This is a genomic window from Mucilaginibacter sp. P2_D11, from assembly GCF_056404435.1.
Window position 1 is genome coordinate 200,672 of the sequence record NZ_JBFUEA010000003.1, and the last position, 17,797, is coordinate 218,468.

Consider the following 17,797-nt stretch of genomic DNA (forward strand, 5'->3'; position numbering starts at 1 on the left):
AGCCATTACAAATTAATATCAAGCCCTACTGCATAAATACGTGCCTGCGGATATGCGCCACGATCTATACCGTTTTCCAGCAAGTTGCCGCCGCCAGATATCTCCGGGTCGAAACCGTTGTATTTGGTGATGGTAAATGCATTTTTTACCTGGGCATATATCCTTACAGATTTAAATACGTTTTTCAGCATCGCTTTAGAGAAGGTGTAACCCAACTGGATGTTCTTCACCTTTACGAAGGAGCCATCCTCTACATATCGGTCTGATACGCGGATGTTGCTGTTAGGGTCGGTGAAAGAGTATCGTGGGTAGCGTGCATCATTGGTAGTGCCTTCGCCGGTCCACCTGGCTAATACTGCGCGATATTTGTTGCTGAAGTTGGCGTTACGCTCATAAGCGCGATAGATATCGTTGCCTATAGATGCGTAAGTCAGTACGCTCATATCAAAGCCTTTGTAAGCCATATTCAGGTTCCAGCCTAAAGTGAAATTAGGGAATGGGTCGCCTATTTTGGTTTGGTCGGCGGCGTTAATTACGCCATCGTTATTGGTATCCACAAAGCGGATATCGCCCGGCTGGGCACCTGCCTGTGTTGGTGCTGAAGCAATTTCTGCCGCGTTCTGGAACAGGCCCATGGTTTTATAGCCGTAGAAATAAGCCGGGGTTTGCCCTTTCTCAAACACGGTAACCGTTTGCGACTGGCCGTTGAAGAAACCGCCGCCAAGTATGCGGGCTGTACCATCAGAGTTTGTGGCGGTTACCATGTTTTTGATGGTAGTAACGTTGAACGTGTTGCTCAGCTTAAAGCCGCCTATGTTTTCATTATAGGCAATGCTGATATCTAAACCGCTGCTTTTTGTAGAACCGATGTTATACGGCGGCACGGGTAAAGTACCGTAAATGCCCGGCGCGGTTGGGGTGAACAACAAACCGCTTACTCTTTTTTGGTAATAATCTGCAGAGATAGAAATTTTGTTATGGAACATGGTCATATCGAAGCCGATGTTGCCTTGTTTTTGTTTTTCCCAGGCCAGGTCATCGTTGCGCGATGAGGCAAGGGTTGAACCGGTGTAGAACACGTTGCCATAGTTGTAACCGTTGCTGTTGGCAGTTGGGCCATAGTCCGGGCCGCCGGTGGCAATTTTGTTGTACTGTGGTGATACGTTTTCGTTACCCGTGACACCGTAGCTACCGCGGATCTTCAAATAATCTATGAACGATGGTTTGAAGAATTCTTCGCTGGTAACTACCCAGCCTAACGAGCCTGCATAGAAATCGGCAAATTTGTTATTTACGCCGAAGGCATACGAACCATCGCGGCGTGCCGAGAAGGATGCCAGGTAACGGTTTTTATAATCGTAGTTTACACGGCCGAAGTAAGAAAGGTTCCTGCGGAAATACTGATAGTAACCGCCGGTTTGCGCATTTGGGTTATCGGCACTGTTGGTACCCGTAGCAGCAGAATAATCGGCAAATTCCCATGAGTTGAAGGGTACATCCTGGCGGCCTACGTTCATGCCGTTGCCGGTAATTTTCGCCATCGAAAAACCTAACACGGTTTCGAAATGGTGGTCTGTGGCTACATTGAAGTTATAGTTGGCAAAATTTTCCCAGGTGTAATTAAAGTTGCTGTTCTTGCTTTGGTTTACACTGTTGTGCCTGCCTGCAATTGGATTGCCGCCTGCATCTAAACCGTTTTCAACATTCAGCGGGCCGTAAAATACAAGGGGCGTAAAGCCTTTCGATTTATCGTCGTATTTGGTGTAACCAAAGCGGCTATTCACTTTAAGCCCCTTGATAATATCGTACTGCAATTCAAACTTGCCGTAAATTTTGCTGCCGGTGTTGGTGTTGTAGGTATTATCCAGTTGGGTAAGCGGGTTGGAGATTTCTGATAGCAGCAAATTGCTGTAGCCATACCTGCTGGTTACGTTAGGGTCGGTATTGTAAACGGATACGGTTGGGTCGAAGTTAAGTGCATTGCCTATAACGCTGTTGAACGAGTTTTCGCCCACGCCTTTATTGTTCAACAAAACACCGGTGGTGTTTACGATGAACTTCAGTTTCGATGTGAAATCGAATGTAAGGTTAGCCGTAAAAGTACCGCGGTTAAAGTGCGATTTATCATATCCGCCCACTATACCGCCCTGGCTAAGGTATCCGCCCGATAGGAAGTACGACATTTTATCGCTGCCGCCACGTGCCGATATATTATGCGATTGCATAGGCGCGGTGTGGAAGATTTCTTGCTGCCAGTTGGTGCCGGTGCCTAGTATAGAAAGATCGGGGAAGATAACGTTGCCGCCTGATGCCACACTGCCTTCGTTTACCATGGCGCCGTATTCTGCGGCATTCAACACCCCAATGCGGCGCGAAACATCCTGTACGCCGTAGTTGCTGTTGATAGAGAATTCCGTCTTCTGGTTTTTGCGGCCCGATTTGGTCGTTACCACAATGACTCCATTGCCGCCCTTAAGGCCGTATATGGCTGTGGTAGCAGCGTCTTTCAGCACGTTGATGGATTCGATATCCGAAGGGTTGATGGAGTTCAAGTCATCCAGCGATTGGATGGAACCATCTACCACCACGGTAGGGTCGTTGCCCGAGAACGAGGGAATACCTCTTACCAGCACAGCTGGTTTTGCGCCCGGCGAGCCCGCCTGTATAACGGTAACGCCCGATACCTGCCCTTGCAGCACCTCCTCGGTACGTACCGCGTTCAGCTTTTTGATATCGGATGCTTTTACTACGGATATAGCCCCCGATATATTGGTTACTTTTTGCGTACCGTAGCCTACTACCACTACTTCGTTCAATGCCTGGGTGTTATCGTCCAAAACAAAGTTTTCTACGCCTGCGGCGGTTATGGTACGTTCTACTGATACCATGCCGATGAACGATACTATGATAACGCCGCCGTTTTGCGGAACGGTGAGCGTATAATTACCGTTTATATCTGTTACGGTGCCGATAGTTGTGCCTTTAATGGCAACAGATGCGCCGGGTACGCCTTGCCCGTCGGATTTTTGGGTTACTTTACCGGTTAAGCGGAGGGATTGTGCATAAGCCTCGCTAACAAAAAATAGCAAAGCTATAACCACAAGAAACTTGAGTTTAAATTGCATAAGGTTAAATGTTAGTTATGATTAATAGGTTGGGGGCTGTGCCCGTTGTTGGTTGTAAAAGTTTTCTCATAAAAGGATTTTAGGCGCATAAAAATGCACGCGGTTAATAGGTCATAGATGATGTTGTGCGTTTATAATTGGTTTATAGTAAGCGCCGGATGCGCTGGTTCACGGGGTCAAAAGTAGACTATGGATAAGCGTTAAAGAGAATAACGGACTACATCACTACTACAACAAGGCAAAAAAAAGCCATAAAAAAGCCGATATTAGGGCAACCATCAAACCAATGATAAACGATGTTTCTTGCCCGGCATAAGTTGCTGTATTTTAAATACTTAACCGTAATTGTATTTGTTGCGCGGGCAAACTTTGCGCTGTCGCAGGCCTATATAGCGCAGCGCAAAACCATTAATTACGAAAAACGGCAGTACAATGGCGGTACGCAGAACTGGAAAATACGCCAGGATGCACAAGGCCGTATGTATTTTGCCAATAACGAGGGCGTATTGGTATTTGATGGCTCCAATTGGCAGCTTTTCCCCTTACCAAACCGTACCATCGTGCGCTCGCTAGAGTTTGGTGCAGATAAAAAATTATACGTAGGGGGGCAGGACGAGATAGGCTATTTTTCGCCGGGCAAAAATGGCTCGCTGGTATTTACCTCGCTCAAAGCACTCATCCCCAAAGCCGACCAGGTTTTTTCTGATCTGTGGGACATCGTCAGAATTAAGGAAGATGTTTTTTTCCGATCGAACGATAAGATATTTAAATACAGCAAAGGCAGAATAACGGTTTATCATGCCCGCTCGTGGTTATTTATGGGCTGCCACCAGGATAAACTGCTGGCGCACGACGAGCAAAAAGGACTGCTGCAATATGTCGATGGCAACTGGCAGCCCTTTATCGCCAAAAAAGATTTGCCAAACGGATTTTACATCACTTCCATATCCAAATACAGCACCTCGTTTAGCCTGGTTACCACAGCGAAAGACGGAGTTTTTATTTTGAGCGGTAACACTTTGCGAAGTTTCACACTTACAGGTGATGGAATAGATAATCATCAGCATTTTTCGGCAGCACTTGCCTTAGACGATGGCACTTATCTTATAAGCACTTATTTAAACGGTGTTTACCAGGTTGACCGCCAGGGGCAGGTGATAGAGAACATCGCCAAAAAAGAAGGGCTGCAGAATATGTTCGTGCGCTGCATGTTCGCAGATGCCAACCATAATGTTTGGCTGGGACTGGATAACGGCATCGATTTTATTGCTTATAATAATGCCGTCAAACACATCAGCCCCTCTATATTTAAGGATGGAGGAGGCTATGCTACGGCATTTTACCATAACCGGCTTTATTTTGCCTTATCAAACGGTATTTACCAGGTACCCGTAACCGACATGGGCGACCTGAGCTATGTTAAAAACAACTTCAAGATTGCCGCCGAAGGACAAACCTGGAATATTGCCGCTGTAGGCAGCCACCTTTTAGCCGGCCGCGACGACGGGCTGTTTGAAGTGGAGGATGGCAAAATTGTACCTATTTATAATGCCACCGGGTTTTGGATGTTCCAGCCGTTTGCAAACAGCCTTAAGCAGCCACTAATAGCGGCAGGTAATTATTACGGCGTGCGCCTGTTTGGGGATGATGGTGCAAAGCTTACGGATAAGGGTAACCTGGGTGCATATTACGAATCGGCCAGGTTTTTGGAAGTTGACGAAGACAATATGATTTGGACATCGCACCCATACCGCGGTGTTTATTGCCTTAACCCCGAAACAAAAAAAGTTAAGAACTACCGCAAGGAGCAGGGGCTGCCATCTGCACTCAATAATTTTGTGTTTAAAGTAAAAGGGCATGTTGTTGTGGCTACCGAAAAAGGTATTTATGCCTATGATGCCCGGGCGGACAAATTTGTGCCTTCGCAGCTTTTTAAGGCAATTTTTGGCACGCGGGGGATAAGGTATTTAAAGGAAGATAACCTGGGCAACATTTGGTTTGTTGAAGGAAAAAGCCTTGGCGTGGTAGACTATTCGGCAGCGCCAACCATTATCAATTTCCCGGAACTAAACAACCGTATCCTAAGCGGATTTGAGAACGTTTACCCCATCAACGCCGAAAATATATTCGTGGGCAGCGAGAATGGGTTTTACCATATCAACTATGCGAAGTATAAACAGAACATCCGGCCGCTAAAGGTTTACATCCGCAGCGTGCGCTCGGGTTCGGGTACGGATAGTTTGTTGTTTGGCGGATATAGCAGCAATATAGGAGGTGATGATAAGCCATCGGCAAATGAGGCGCTGGACTTGGGCTATGCGTTCAACTCGTTACATTTTGAATATTCGTCGCCGGTTTTTGAGGAGCAATCTAATGTAGAATACAGCTATTTTTTGGAAGGTTTCGATAAGCAATGGTCGGATTGGTCTAAACGGTCGGAAAAGGATTACACCAACCTGCCTGCGGGCAACTATTTTTTTAAGGTGAAGGCCCGCAACCACCATAATAACGAATCGGCCGTTACTGTGTACGCATTCAATATCAATCCACCGTGGTATCAAACCATTTGGGCCTATGGCTTATATATTATTGCCATTGCGGGCGGGCTTTATCTGGCATATCAAAAGCAGGAACAGCGTCACATTATAAAACAACAAAAGGAATTGCTGTTGCAGCAGCAAAAGAACCAGGAAGAGCAACAGCAACTGGCCTACCAGCATCAGCTGGAACTGGAACGATCTGAAAAAGAACTGGCCAACCTGAAGAACGAGAAACTGCAAGCCGAGGTGGAATTCAAAAACTCAGAACTGGCATCATCCGCCTTGAACCTGGTGCAGCAAAAGGAATTCCTGACCAAGGTGCGCGAAGAGTTGTTGCGCCTGCAAAAACAAGGAAAAGACACCGTGGAGGTGGCCGAAATCAAAAAGATACAGCGCATGCTTACCGAAGAAGATAAGCTGAACGAACAATGGGAGCAATTCTCCATTCACTTCGATAGGGTGCATGCGGGCTTCTTATCCTTGCTTAAGGATCGCTACAGCACCATCAATCAACAGGAACTGAAGCTTTGCGCCTACCTCATCATGAACTTGTCGAGCAAGGAGATAGCCCAACTGATGGCGATATCTGTACGTGGAGTGGAGGTAAGCCGCTATCGCCTGCGCAAAAAATTACAGATACCTACCGAGATGAACCTCTTCGAATTCCTGTTCAACATCCAGCGGGAACTGATGAAATAACTCATTTTCCAGGCTGCGTTTGGAGATGCCCGCAAATGTCAATAGGTAGTTTTAGCCAACGCCGGTGGCGGAGTTTTTAAGATATCGAACAAGCCCCTGCACCAATCAAGGCCGGCTGGGGTATTTAGGGTAAAACTCCAAAACTCCTCCAGGTCGCCAACGTTCATCGTCATTTGGGTGTAGCCCTGAGATTTATGTTCGGCAATTTCCCAGTTAGCAATTACCTTATAGTTCACCCGGTTCATGTAGCTGAAACATTGCGTGCGGTCGATAAAAAAGCTGGGGGTGTCGGCAGTTGTATGGCACAGAGGGTACTTGTAATCGTTACCGAAACCGGGCATTGCATTACCTTTATCGCGGGTAGCTACCGCCAATACTACCGGCCTGTTGTCGGCGGGGAGGCTGTTAACAACTTCCAATGCCAGTAGGGTAGCAGCTTTATGCGCACCGTGCGTTTGGGCCACGGGCAAAAGGGTAAGCACAATATCGTAACGATTTTTGTTGAGGACAGTAAGCAAGGCCTTTTTCACGTAGGGCACGTTCCAACTGGTGTCTATTGGTTCCCGTTCGTTCAGGGTAAAATGTGCATCGGGCTGGTTTAGGAAATAGTAACGATGGACGCCAATAATGCGCCCTGCGTTTTTAAGTTCCTGTTTTCGGATGGCGGGCAGCTTTCGGCGGCCTACCTGTTCATTGGTAAGGCTTATGTTATAATAAGCCTCGGCAAGGGTGGAGTATTTATAACCCGCCTCGCCATTGGTGATAACCGCAATATCTACCAGGCCGTGGTGTTCTTTAGCTATTTTGTATAGGGTAACGGCCATTTCGCTCTCATCATCGGGGTGCGCAATCACCACCAGTACCCTTGCAGGCGTATCGGGCACGCAACCACGCGCAGTGGCCGCAGAGCATATAAAAAGGGCGGCCAACAAGATATATAAATAGCTTAATTTCATTTTTTAATTATGGGAGGTGTGAGGATGGGTTCGAACCATCGTAAGGAGTTTTGCAGGCTCCCGCCTAACCACTCGGCCACTCCACCTTGTTTTTGCTGCGTATTAAGAAGAACCCTTATATGTTTTTGCCATGCCCCTATTCTTATCAATAAAAAACTGACAGGAAACGGGACCGGCTGCCTTTGCGCAATTATGCCGCAATCAACTGATAAATAGCCGCAAGTTTACCGGCGGCATAATTTATCTCTTCCGGGGTGTTGAATTTGCTAAAAGAGAATCGGATGGTATCTCTACCTGCGTCAACGCCAAGCGCACTAAGCACGTGCGACGATGAGCCACTGCTGCAGGCGCTCCCGCCCGATACAGATATGCCATACTCGTCCAAACATCGCAGCAGGTCGGGGTTTAACGATGGTACATTGATGCTGAGCACGGTGTATAAGCTTTTATCCGCAATGGCCGAATTTCCGTTGAAGCGTACGCCCGGCAGCGTTTGGGTAAGCCCGGCAATCAGATGGTCTTTTAATTGCTGTATGTATTGCCCGTGCCCGTCTATATCGGCATAGGCCAGTTGCAATGCTTTGGTAAGGCCGATTATACCGGGGATGTTTTCTGTGCCTGCACGCAACGCTCTTTCCTGCCCGCCGCCGTGCAGCAATTTGGCCGGCCTTAGGCTCTGCCGGCAATATAAAAAGCCTATACCTTTTGGCCCGTGGAATTTGTGGGCAGAGGCAGCCAGGAAATGAACCTTAAGCTTGCTTACATCGTGCCGATAATGGCCCATGGTTTGTACCGTATCGGTGTGGAAAAGCGCATCGTACTTTTCGCAGATGTTGCCTATCTGTTCAATATCGTTAAGGTTGCCAATTTCGTTGTTGGCGTGCATTACCGATACCAGGCTGTGCGGGTTGGTGCTTAGTAAATATGCTAAATGACTAAGATCCAGGTTCCCTTTTTCGTCATGAGCGATGAAGCTTAAGGATATTTCGCCGGTTTTTTCGAGGTGCTCCAGCAAACTTAACACAGCATGATGCTCGAACCTTGTGGTAATTACATGCTTTACGCCGGCGTTGCGCACCGCCGTTAGTATGGCAGTATTATCGGCTTCCGTGCCGCCCGATGTGAAAATGATTTCGCTGGGCGAGGCATTGAGCAAACCGGCAATGGTACTGCGGCAGCTTTCAATAGCTTGCTTTGCTTCGCGACCGTGCTGATGATGCGACGACGGGTTGCCGAAATGATTGAGCAGATACGGCGTCATGGCTTCAAACACTTCTTTATCAAGTGGGGTGGTAGCGGCGTTGTCGAGGTAAACTTTCATGGTAATTTAATTAAATTTTGATTTAAACAGGCCAGAAAGCGAGGTGAGATTTACCGCTTAACAAGTTGAAAACTTGCACTCTTATCTTTCTCCTGTTTTGGCAGGAGTTGGAATTAGCACCTTAAATAATAGGTTGCCAAGACGTCATAGGGCCATTCCCTCGGTCTTTCTGGATAAGTTTAAAAGAACGTTTCGATGCAAATGTAAATAAATTCTATTAATCCCATAGAAATTATAGAAAAAATTTGAGGAAACGAAATTTACCATTACATTTGCAGCACCCGCATATAGCGGTACTGTGTTTTATAATGATAACCCAAGGTTTAAATAATCAATTTTTAATGCGAATGCCCATGCCTCAGATGGGTATGTGCAGCTGTTGTTGCTAACCCCCAAGCAAAAACAACCGCTGTTTATTAAAATTATTATTTGCCTCCCATGTTACCTTCTTCTTTTACTGTTACAATCAATCTGCGTTTTATTGCCACTATTTTGCTGGCCGGCACTATTGCTTTACTTTCTACTTCGTGGTCTGAATTTGCCCATCGCCCGTCTGAAGATGTTGCAGCGGGGCCTGCGGCCTTTAGCACTGCGGTAACTTCGCATACCATAGCCTTAAATGGCAAAACGTTGGCTTATAGGGCAAAAGCAGGTTATCTGGGTATAGGGCAGTCGAAAGGCCGGGCTGCGGCTAATGTTTTTTACGTGGCCTACAGCCTTGATAATAACATTAGTGCTGCAAAGCGCCCCGTTACCTTTGTGTTTAACGGCGGGCCCGGTTCATCTGCACTATGGTTGCATATGGGTTCGTTTGGGCCGGTGCGCGTCGGCGGCAATGGCAGGGTTGAAGACAACAGCAATACCTGGCTTGGTTTTACCGACCTGGTATTTATAGATCCTGTTGGTACCGGCTACAGCCGTGCTGCCCACGGTACCGATGCCCGCAAGTTTTATGGCTATAAAGAAGATATCGGTTCCATCGCCGAATTCATACGCGCCTACCTGGCAGATAACGGCAGGGAAAACGATGCGGTTTTTTTGGCCGGAGAAAGTTACGGCGGACTACGCGCTGTGGGCCTGGCCGAAAACCTGCAGGCCAACGGCGGGGTAAAGCTTTCCGGCATAACGCTTATTTCGCCGGCGCTTAATTACCAGTTGATTAGTTTTAACGAGGGTAACGAAACGCCTTATGCTTACTACCTGCCAACATATGCGGTTACAGCCCGCTACCATCATAAGTTAGATGCCCGCCTGGATAGCCTTACCGACGAGCAATTGATGAGCCGTGCAGCAGCCTTCGGGCAGGGTACTTATACTCGTTTTCTTCATTTGGGCGATGCCGCGCCACAAGCTTTAGTAAACAAGGTGATAGATTCGCTGCATTATTTTACCGGCCTAAGCAGGGATTATTTGACGGAAGCGAACGGAAGGGTAACAGATGGCCAATTTACTGCTGAGCTGTTAGGTAGCGATACCCAAACGATAGGCACCTTTGATGGCCGCGTAAAAGACACCCTGCAGCATGGCGACCCCAGCATTGCCGCTATACTTACGCCGTTTACGCAGGGCTTTCAATACTATGTACGCGGAGAACTTAAATATGATAACCAATTGCCCTACCTGGCCACTACTGCAACCAGCGGTTGGAACTATGGGCAAGGGGCAAACAATTGCTACATCAATGCATCCGCTACGTTAAAAAAGATAATGACCCAAAACCCTGGCTTAAAAGTACAGGTGGTAGGCGGGTATTATGATTTGGCTACACCCATTGCCGCTACCGATTATGTATTGAACCATTTAGGCCTAGGGAAGCAAATCCGTAAAAACCTCACCGCAAAATATTATAAAGCTGGCCATATGTTGTATACAAGCGATACAGCTAATGCCGCTTTTAAGGATGACAGCCACGCATTTTATGCCCGTGCGATTGCATCCTTGAATTGATTTACTCCTTTAGTATAACCCGGCTATTTAATTCAGGCTGTCCGGCGAAGTACTGAGGCCCCTGTTAGCGATCAACGCCGCGTGCCTACCGGGCTAATTGTTGCCTTGCGCCCGAGCCTCTCCGTGCCCTAAATGCAAATTAACAGGGCTTTACCACAACCTCATTTAGCAGCTATTTAAAAACTTCATCCAATTGAGCATTAATTGTTTTTTATACAATAATAACCTCTTGTTCGTGTATCGGCCGGAGCGCTAAGCCTCAATCAGCAAATTCAAGGCCCGTTAGGCCCTTTTGTATTTGATTATTGAAACCCACAAAAGCAACCAGTTAAGTACCTAAATCGGGTTTGCCGCATTTTTCAAAAAAATCGTATTAGAATCTAATAGAATAGTAGTGATTTTACCCGCGGCAGTTGATTAAAATTGTTCAATTATAAATCGAGCGTTGCCCGCGTATATGTTTTGGGCAGCCATATTAACAAAATACTTTTTAGATAAAACGGCTTTTGGTTGTCGGAAGATATCCTGGGCCTGCAGTCTCAACCATTTAGATTTTAACTAATTGGTTTGCTGCCTTCGCATGTTTAAAAATCATGCTGAAGCTTTTTGACGGCTAAAAAATTTTAAGTGTTAAATGTACAATAATAAAAAGCCTCTAAAAAATCGATTATGGGATAGCAAAAGGAAAAGTAAAACCAAATGGCCAGTAAAAAAAATGCGTGGCATCGCAGAACAAAACCTAAAATAATTATATGGAAAAACTATACAAACAATTGCTTTATACTTTCAAACTACTGCCAATAATGGCACTAACAATGTTAAGTTCGGCCGCAATAGCGCAGAATGTACACGTTGAGGGAGTAATAAAAGATAAGGTAGGCCCCCTACCTGGCGCAACCGTAAAAGTAGATGGTACTACTAACGGCAAAACAACAGATGTTAACGGCCGGTATAAATTAGATGTACCACCCAACAGTAAATTAACCATTACATCTGTTGGTTATCAAACCCAAAGCGTAAGCCTTAAAGATTATACCGTTTTAAGCAACGGTACATACATTGTTGATATTGTTTTGGCAGAGAGCGAGAATAACTTGAACGAGGTGGCTATTGTTGCGTACGGCACACAGAAAAAGGCAAGCCTGGTGAGCTCAATCACCAGTGTGAGCACCAAGCAGCTTAAAGGCTCTACCAGTAACTTAACAACCATGCTTGCAGGTGTTGTGCCGGGCATGATATCTTACCAGCGAAGCGGCGAACCGGGTGCAGATAATGCCCAGTTCTTCATCCGTGGGGTGGGTACGTTCGGCGCAGGTAAGGTGGACCCTTTGATATTGATAGACGGTATCGAATCATCCACTACCGACCTTGCCCGTTTGCAGCCTGATGATATTGCCGGTTTTTCGGTATTGAAAGATGCTACCGCATCATCATTGTACGGCGCGCGCGGTGCTAACGGCGTAATACTGGTAACAACAAAACGAGGCGAAGCAGGTACCGTTAAATTTAACGTGCGTGCAGAAAGCTCCACATCATCAAATATCAAGAACATTCAGCTGGCCGACAATATTACTTACATGACACTGGCCAACGAAGCGGTACTTACCCGTAACCCGCTAGGTGTTTTGCCTTATTCGCAAAATAAGATAGACCATACCGCTGCGGGCGACGATCCTTTATTGTACCCAAACAACAATTGGTTAAAACAATTGATAAAAACCAAAACCAATAACCAGCGGTACAATATGAATGCCAGTGGCGGTGGCGAAAAAGCCAAGTACTACCTGGCCATGACCTATAATATAGATAATGGTAACCTGGCCCAAAACAGCCTTAACAATTTCAGCAACAACATTAAGCTGCAATCGTACTCCATCTTATCAAACACAACTTTAAATCTAACCAAAAGCACCGAAGCCGTGGTAAGCCTAAAAGGCCAGTTTGATAGCTACAATGGGCCAAACGGCGGGGGCGGTTATACCTTTTTAAATGCATTGTGGAGCAACCCGGTTGCTTTCCCGGCTATTTATCCCGGTAGTTTATTGCCTTATGTAAATCACCCGCTTTTTGGTAATGCCATTATCCCGGGCGGCGCGTTGTATATGAACCCTTACGCGCAATCGCTATCTGGCTTTCAAAGCTCCAATACCAGTACGCTAACGGCGCAATTGAACTTAAGCCAAAAGCTCGATTTTATTACAGAAGGGTTATCTGCCAGGGCAATGGGTTACACCACCCGTTATTCGTACTTCACCGTATCGCGCCAGTATAGCCCATACTACTATCAATCAAACGTATCAAACGGCGAGTTCAGTGGTCTGAGTTTGCTTAACAATGGGCAAACAGGCAGCATTGGTGCTACGCCAACGGAGTACCTAACCTATAACCAAAACCCACAATTAAACGTTTCTAATTCTATTACTTACGTAGAAACGGCTATTAACTATAACCGCACATTTGCCAAAAAGCATGCGGTAAGTGGCTTGCTTATTGGTACCATGCGCAACTATCTTACCGGCAACGCGCCAACGCTGCAGCTGTCGTTACCGTCGCGTAACCAAGGCGTATCGGGCAGGATGACTTACGGTTACGATAACCGCTACCTGTTTGAATTCAACTTTGGTTATAACGGCTCCGAGCGTTTTGCGGCTAACCACCGTTTTGGTTTCTTCCCCTCTGTAGGTGCGGGCTGGGTGGTTTCGAACGAGAAATTCTTTGAACCGTTGCTATCTACAATTGATAACCTTAAATTCAGGTTCACCTACGGTTTGGTAGGTAACGACCAGATAGGCTCGGCTACAGACCGTTTCTTTTACCTCTCAGATGTTAACCTCAACAATGGCAGCATTGGCCAGTTCGGTACCAATTATACCTACAGCAGGCCGGGTGTAGTTACTTACCGTTACGAAAATCAGAACATTACCTGGGAGCAATCGCGCCAATTGAATATTGGTATGGATTTAACGGTAGCCAAAAACTTCAACCTTACGCTGGATGCTTATCAGCAAAACCGCGATAATATTTTATTGGTGCGCACCACCATCCCTACATCAATGGGTTTACAAGCCAATATATCATCAAATGCGGGTAAATCATCAAGCAAGGGGATAGATGTTGCCATGGATTACAAGGTGAACTTTGGTTCGTCATTCTGGATTCAATCGCGCGGTACGCTTACTTACGCAAAAAGCAAGCTGCTTAAAAACGAAGAGCCCGTTTATCCTGATAACCTGCAATACCTCACCAGGGTGGGCAACTCTTTAAGCCAGCTATACGGCCTTATTGCCGAGCGTTTATTTATCGACGACAAGGATGTGGCAAACTCGCCACTGCAAAGTTTTGGTGATTACAAAGCGGGTGATATTAAATACCGCGACATGAACGGCGACGGTAAAATAACCAGCTCTGATGTGGTGCCTATTGGCTACCCCCAGGTGCCGGAGATTATTTATGGCTTTGGTTTTTCTGTAGGGTATAAAAACTTCGATATCAGTGCCTTCTTCCAGGGGTCTGCACGCTCGTCCTTCTTTATCAACTCGGCTGATATTTCTCCCTTTTACCAGGTTAGTGGGTATCAGCCGTGGAACGGGCTGGATAGGGGTAACCAAAGCAGTTTGCTGAGCGCTATAGCAAATGACCATTGGTCTGAAGATAACCGTAACCCTTATGCTTTTTACCCGCGCTTAAGCACGCAGATACAGGGTAATAACACGCAGGCATCAACCTGGTGGTTGCGTAACGGTTCATTCCTGCGCCTTAAATCGGCAGAGATCGGGTACAACTTCAGTAAAAACGCACTTAAAAACATCCATTTAAGCAGCGCACGTATTTACGCAAACGGGCTAAACCTGGTATCGCTCAGCAGCTTTAAGCTTTGGGATCCGGAGATGGGTACATCCGGTTTAGGGTATCCTATTCAACGTGTGTTTAACTTAGGCTTAAGGGTAGAATTTTAAAAGCTTTCAAATTAATTATATGAAAACTAATTATATACAAAAAATAAAGCTCGCCGCATCAGGCAGCGCACCAAAGGGGGCAATCGCCTTGTTAATGGGCGCTTTTATATTGGTGCTGCCAGTTTCATCGTGCAAGAAACCCTTCCTGGATGTTGTGCCGGATAACGTTTCTACAATAGCCAATGCCTTTGTTTCTAAAGCCGAGGCCGAGAAATATTTGTTTACCTGTTACTCGTACCTGCCAACCGGGGCAGATCCAACTTATAACGTGGGCCTTACCGCCGGTGATGAAGTTTGGGTAGAAGACCCGGCGAACCACATACGCTCTACCAATGTGCTGCAGTTGCCAAGGGGTTTCCAAAACTCATCAGACCCTATTGCCAATTACATGAACGGTACCCGGGATGCAGCAGGGAACTACCGCGCCATACGCGATTGTAACGTTTTTCTGGAAAACGTGAGCGACCTTACCAAGGTGCGCGACCTGGATATAGATACGCGCGAGCGCTGGATAGCCGAGGCACAATTCTTAAAGGCCTTTTATCATTTTCAGTTATTCCGCGCCTATGGGCCTATCCCCATCATTGATAAAAACCTGGCTATAGATGCATCTATAGAAGATGTAAGGGTAAAACGCCGCCCCGTTGACGAGGTTGTGGCTTACATAGCAGGTTTATACGATCTGGCAGCTTCCAAACTGCCGCTAACCATCCAAAACGAAGGCAGCGACCTGGGCCGCTTAACCAAGCCAATTGCCTTAAGCATGAAAGCCAGGTTACTGGTAACCGCCGCAAGCCCGCTTTTCAACGGCAACCCGGATTATAATTCATTTAAGAATAAAGACGGAGAACTGCTGTTCAACTCAACTTACAGCGCCGAAAAATGGCAGGTTGCTGCAGACGCCTGCAAAGCTGCGATTGATGCATGCGAATCGCAAAATATCCATTTGTACAAGTTTCCCGCGCAAACAGTTAAACTAAGCGATAGCACCATGACGCAAATGAGCATCAGGAACGCGATGAGCGAAAAATGGAACGACGAATTGATTTGGGGCTTAACGGTAAATAACATTGGGTTTAGTTCATTCTTCCAGTCGATGTGTGCCGGCCAGTATGATTTTAACAACGCTGATGCCGCAAAATCGGCCAACCGCCCGCTGCTTGGCCCTACCATAAAAATGGCAAAAATGTTCTACACCAAAAATGGTGTGCCCATCAATGAAGACAAAACGCTTGATTTTAGTAATATAGCTAAGCTGCGTGTTGGTAACCATGCCGAACGTTTTTATATAAAGGAAGGTGAGACTACCGCAAGACTTAATTTTGACAGGGAACCACGCTACTACGCCGACCTTGGTTTCGACCGTGGTGTTTGGTACATGGCCAATAGCCCAACAAAAACGGATGTTGACACCTGGTGGTTAAAATCGCGCGGTGCCGAAATTGGCCAGTCGTCGCCAATACCTATTGCCGGTTTCTACATGAAAAAGGCACTTAACTGGCACTACGAATGGGCAACCGTTACTTATTTAAATTATCCATGGCCTGAGATGCGTTTGGGCGACCTGTATCTGCTTTACGCAGAAGCATTGAACGAAGCACAAGGCCCCGGCGCCGCTGCTTACGATTACTTAAACCGTGTGAGAGAAAGGGCCGGCTTGCCTACCGTGCAGGTTTCATGGACAAACTTTAGCATCAACCCAACAAAGTACACCACCAAAGATGGTTTGCGTGCTATTATACAGCGCGAGCGTGCCGTTGAGCTTTGCTTTGAAGGGCAGCGTTTTTGGGACCTTTTGCGTTGGAAAACAGCAGGTGTTGAACTGAACAGTAACGTAACAGGTTGGTCGATAAGCGAAAATTCGCCGGAGTTGTATTACAGGGAGCGTTCTATCTACTCCAGGCACTTTGTTATCCCGCGCGATTACTTATGGCCAATACAGGAGGGCGATTTGCTTGTCAATCAGAACCTGGTACAAAACCCTAACTGGTAAGCGTATATAATTAAATGTTTAACAATAAAAACATTAACATGAAATCAATGAAATTACGAACTGCTTTTTGTATGTGGCTGTTAGCAGTAGTAGCATCGGGCTGCAAGCAGGAAACACTTAATAAGCCACTCACCAACAATACCAATGCCCCCGGTGTGGTTAGCAATGTGCAGGTGGAGAATAAAAACGGATTAGCGGTTTTAACTTACGCACTGCCAACCGATGGCGACCTGTTTTATGTAAGAGCGGTTTACGAAACCTCGCCCGGCAAATCGCGCGAGGTAATTGCATCCCGCTATTCCAATACCTTAACGGTAGATGGCTTTGGCGATACTAATGAGCATGTGGTGAAACTATATGCTGTTAACTCCAGTGAAACAGCTTCGGCGCCGGTTAACGTTACAGTAAAACCCTTAACGCCACCGTATGAGCTGGCATTTAATTCGCTTAAAATAACAGCCACCTTTGGCGGGTTCAAAATTACGGCAGATAACCCGACAAAAGACAATTTAGCTATAGTGCCTTTGGTTGATACTGCCAATAACGGCCAGTTTGTACAATCTAAGGGTATGGATAATGTTTATAGCAACAGTGCAGCTATAGTAGCAACGGTACGAGGGCAGCCCCCTGTTGATAGGAAATATGGGTTTTTTGTGCGCGACAGGTTCCTGAATAGGTCTGATACCTTGTTTTTAAACCTCACTCCGTTTTTTGAGGAGCAGTTCTCAAAACTCGATTGGTCGACTTATACGCTGCCGCAAGATGCCACAAACCTGTATTCCTATACAAATGTGGGCAGGATGATTGATGGTGACGCCAACCCATACTGGCCAAATTGTCTCTTCACCATGGAGAGCGCAGGCAGCCCGCAAATGGTAACAATAGATTTGGGTAAGCAGCGCATATTCAGCCGCTTTATACTTTATCCGTACCAGGAACTTGGTACTGTGTTTTATGTAAGGGGTAACCCGCGCGATTTTGAAATATGGGGCTCCAACTCGCCAAACCCTAACGGTAATTTAGATGCATCGTGGACAAAGTTGGTTACCTGTAACGTAGTGAAGCCATCAGGCGCTGCTTCTGGTACCGAAACAACAGCAGATTATAATTATGGGCATAACGGATGGGGCTTTGATTTCCCGGCAGGGCTTCCGGCGTATCGATACATCAGGATCAGGAATTTACGTAACTGGACAGGGTCGTACTTTATGAGTATAGCCGAGTTTACGTTATTCGGTAAGTAATAGTGTAGCGGCATTT

The 17,797-nt window shown here is 46.4% G+C and carries 8 protein-coding genes, 1 tRNA gene and 1 riboswitch; of the genes, 5 read left to right on the plus strand and 4 right to left on the minus strand.

All coding sequences use genetic code 11. From position 1 onward, the window contains the following. Positions 1-5: 5 nt before the first annotated feature. A complete protein-coding gene (locus AC1DXC_RS05715; protein WP_477458179.1) occupies positions 6-3,125 on the minus strand; it encodes a SusC/RagA family TonB-linked outer membrane protein in 3,120 nt (1,039 codons plus the stop codon). 296 nt (positions 3,126-3,421) lie between these two features. Between AC1DXC_RS05715 and AC1DXC_RS05720 the strand changes: the two genes are divergently transcribed. Then, complete coding sequence (locus tag AC1DXC_RS05720; protein ID WP_477458180.1) at positions 3,422-6,364, plus strand: triple tyrosine motif-containing protein; 2,943 nt, start codon at positions 3,422-3,424, stop codon at positions 6,362-6,364. Between the two features lie 38 nt (positions 6,365-6,402). Here AC1DXC_RS05720 and AC1DXC_RS05725 read toward each other — a convergent pair whose 3' ends face one another. The 3 genes from AC1DXC_RS05725 to AC1DXC_RS05735 all read right to left on the minus strand — a co-directional run bounded on the left by AC1DXC_RS05725 (position 6,403) and on the right by AC1DXC_RS05735 (position 8,641). Next, positions 6,403-7,320 carry a PIG-L family deacetylase gene (locus AC1DXC_RS05725; RefSeq protein WP_477458181.1) on the minus strand — a complete coding sequence of 306 codons (918 nt, stop codon included), beginning with the start codon at positions 7,318-7,320 and terminating at the stop codon, positions 6,403-6,405. A 14-nt stretch (positions 7,321-7,334) separates the two neighbouring features. Next, positions 7,335-7,406 (minus strand) — tRNA-Cys (locus AC1DXC_RS05730). Between the two features lie 104 nt (positions 7,407-7,510). Beyond that, positions 7,511-8,641, minus strand: a complete 1,131-nt coding sequence (locus tag AC1DXC_RS05735) for a cysteine desulfurase family protein (protein WP_477458182.1) — start codon at positions 8,639-8,641, stop codon at positions 7,511-7,513. A 78-nt stretch (positions 8,642-8,719) separates the two neighbouring features. Beyond that, a riboswitch (SAM riboswitch) is annotated at positions 8,720-8,821 on the minus strand. A gap of 258 nt (positions 8,822-9,079) precedes the next feature. On the opposite strand from AC1DXC_RS05735, the gene AC1DXC_RS05740 reads away from it, so the two are divergent. The 4 genes from AC1DXC_RS05740 (at position 9,080) to AC1DXC_RS05755 (ending at position 17,781) form a co-directional block, all read left to right on the plus strand. Further along, positions 9,080-10,588 carry a S10 family peptidase gene (locus AC1DXC_RS05740; protein WP_477458183.1) on the plus strand — a complete coding sequence of 503 codons (1,509 nt, stop codon included), beginning with the start codon at positions 9,080-9,082 and terminating at the stop codon, positions 10,586-10,588. A 752-nt stretch (positions 10,589-11,340) separates the two neighbouring features. Further along, positions 11,341-14,544, plus strand: a complete 3,204-nt coding sequence (locus tag AC1DXC_RS05745) for a SusC/RagA family TonB-linked outer membrane protein (RefSeq protein WP_477458184.1) — start codon at positions 11,341-11,343, stop codon at positions 14,542-14,544. Positions 14,545-14,563: 19 nt separating this feature from the next. After that, positions 14,564-16,537 (plus strand): RagB/SusD family nutrient uptake outer membrane protein, encoded by a 1,974-nt coding sequence (locus AC1DXC_RS05750; RefSeq protein WP_477458185.1) that lies wholly within the window; start codon positions 14,564-14,566, stop codon positions 16,535-16,537. Between the two features lie 47 nt (positions 16,538-16,584). Next, complete coding sequence (locus AC1DXC_RS05755; RefSeq protein ID WP_477458186.1) at positions 16,585-17,781, plus strand: DUF5000 domain-containing lipoprotein; 1,197 nt, start codon at positions 16,585-16,587, stop codon at positions 17,779-17,781. Positions 17,782-17,797 lie beyond the last annotated feature (16 nt).

Coding starts and splice junctions, on each gene's coding strand:
- AC1DXC_RS05715 (WP_477458179.1), bottom strand. CDS start 3,125: ATGCAATTTAAACTCAAGTTTCTTGTGGTTATAGCTTTGCTATTTTTT.
- AC1DXC_RS05720 (WP_477458180.1), top strand. CDS start 3,422: ATGTTTCTTGCCCGGCATAAGTTGCTGTATTTTAAATACTTAACCGTA.
- AC1DXC_RS05725 (WP_477458181.1), bottom strand. CDS start 7,320: ATGAAATTAAGCTATTTATATATCTTGTTGGCCGCCCTTTTTATATGC.
- AC1DXC_RS05735 (WP_477458182.1), bottom strand. CDS start 8,641: ATGAAAGTTTACCTCGACAACGCCGCTACCACCCCACTTGATAAAGAA.
- AC1DXC_RS05740 (WP_477458183.1), top strand. CDS start 9,080: ATGTTACCTTCTTCTTTTACTGTTACAATCAATCTGCGTTTTATTGCC.
- AC1DXC_RS05745 (WP_477458184.1), top strand. CDS start 11,341: ATGGAAAAACTATACAAACAATTGCTTTATACTTTCAAACTACTGCCA.
- AC1DXC_RS05750 (WP_477458185.1), top strand. CDS start 14,564: ATGAAAACTAATTATATACAAAAAATAAAGCTCGCCGCATCAGGCAGC.
- AC1DXC_RS05755 (WP_477458186.1), top strand. CDS start 16,585: ATGAAATTACGAACTGCTTTTTGTATGTGGCTGTTAGCAGTAGTAGCA.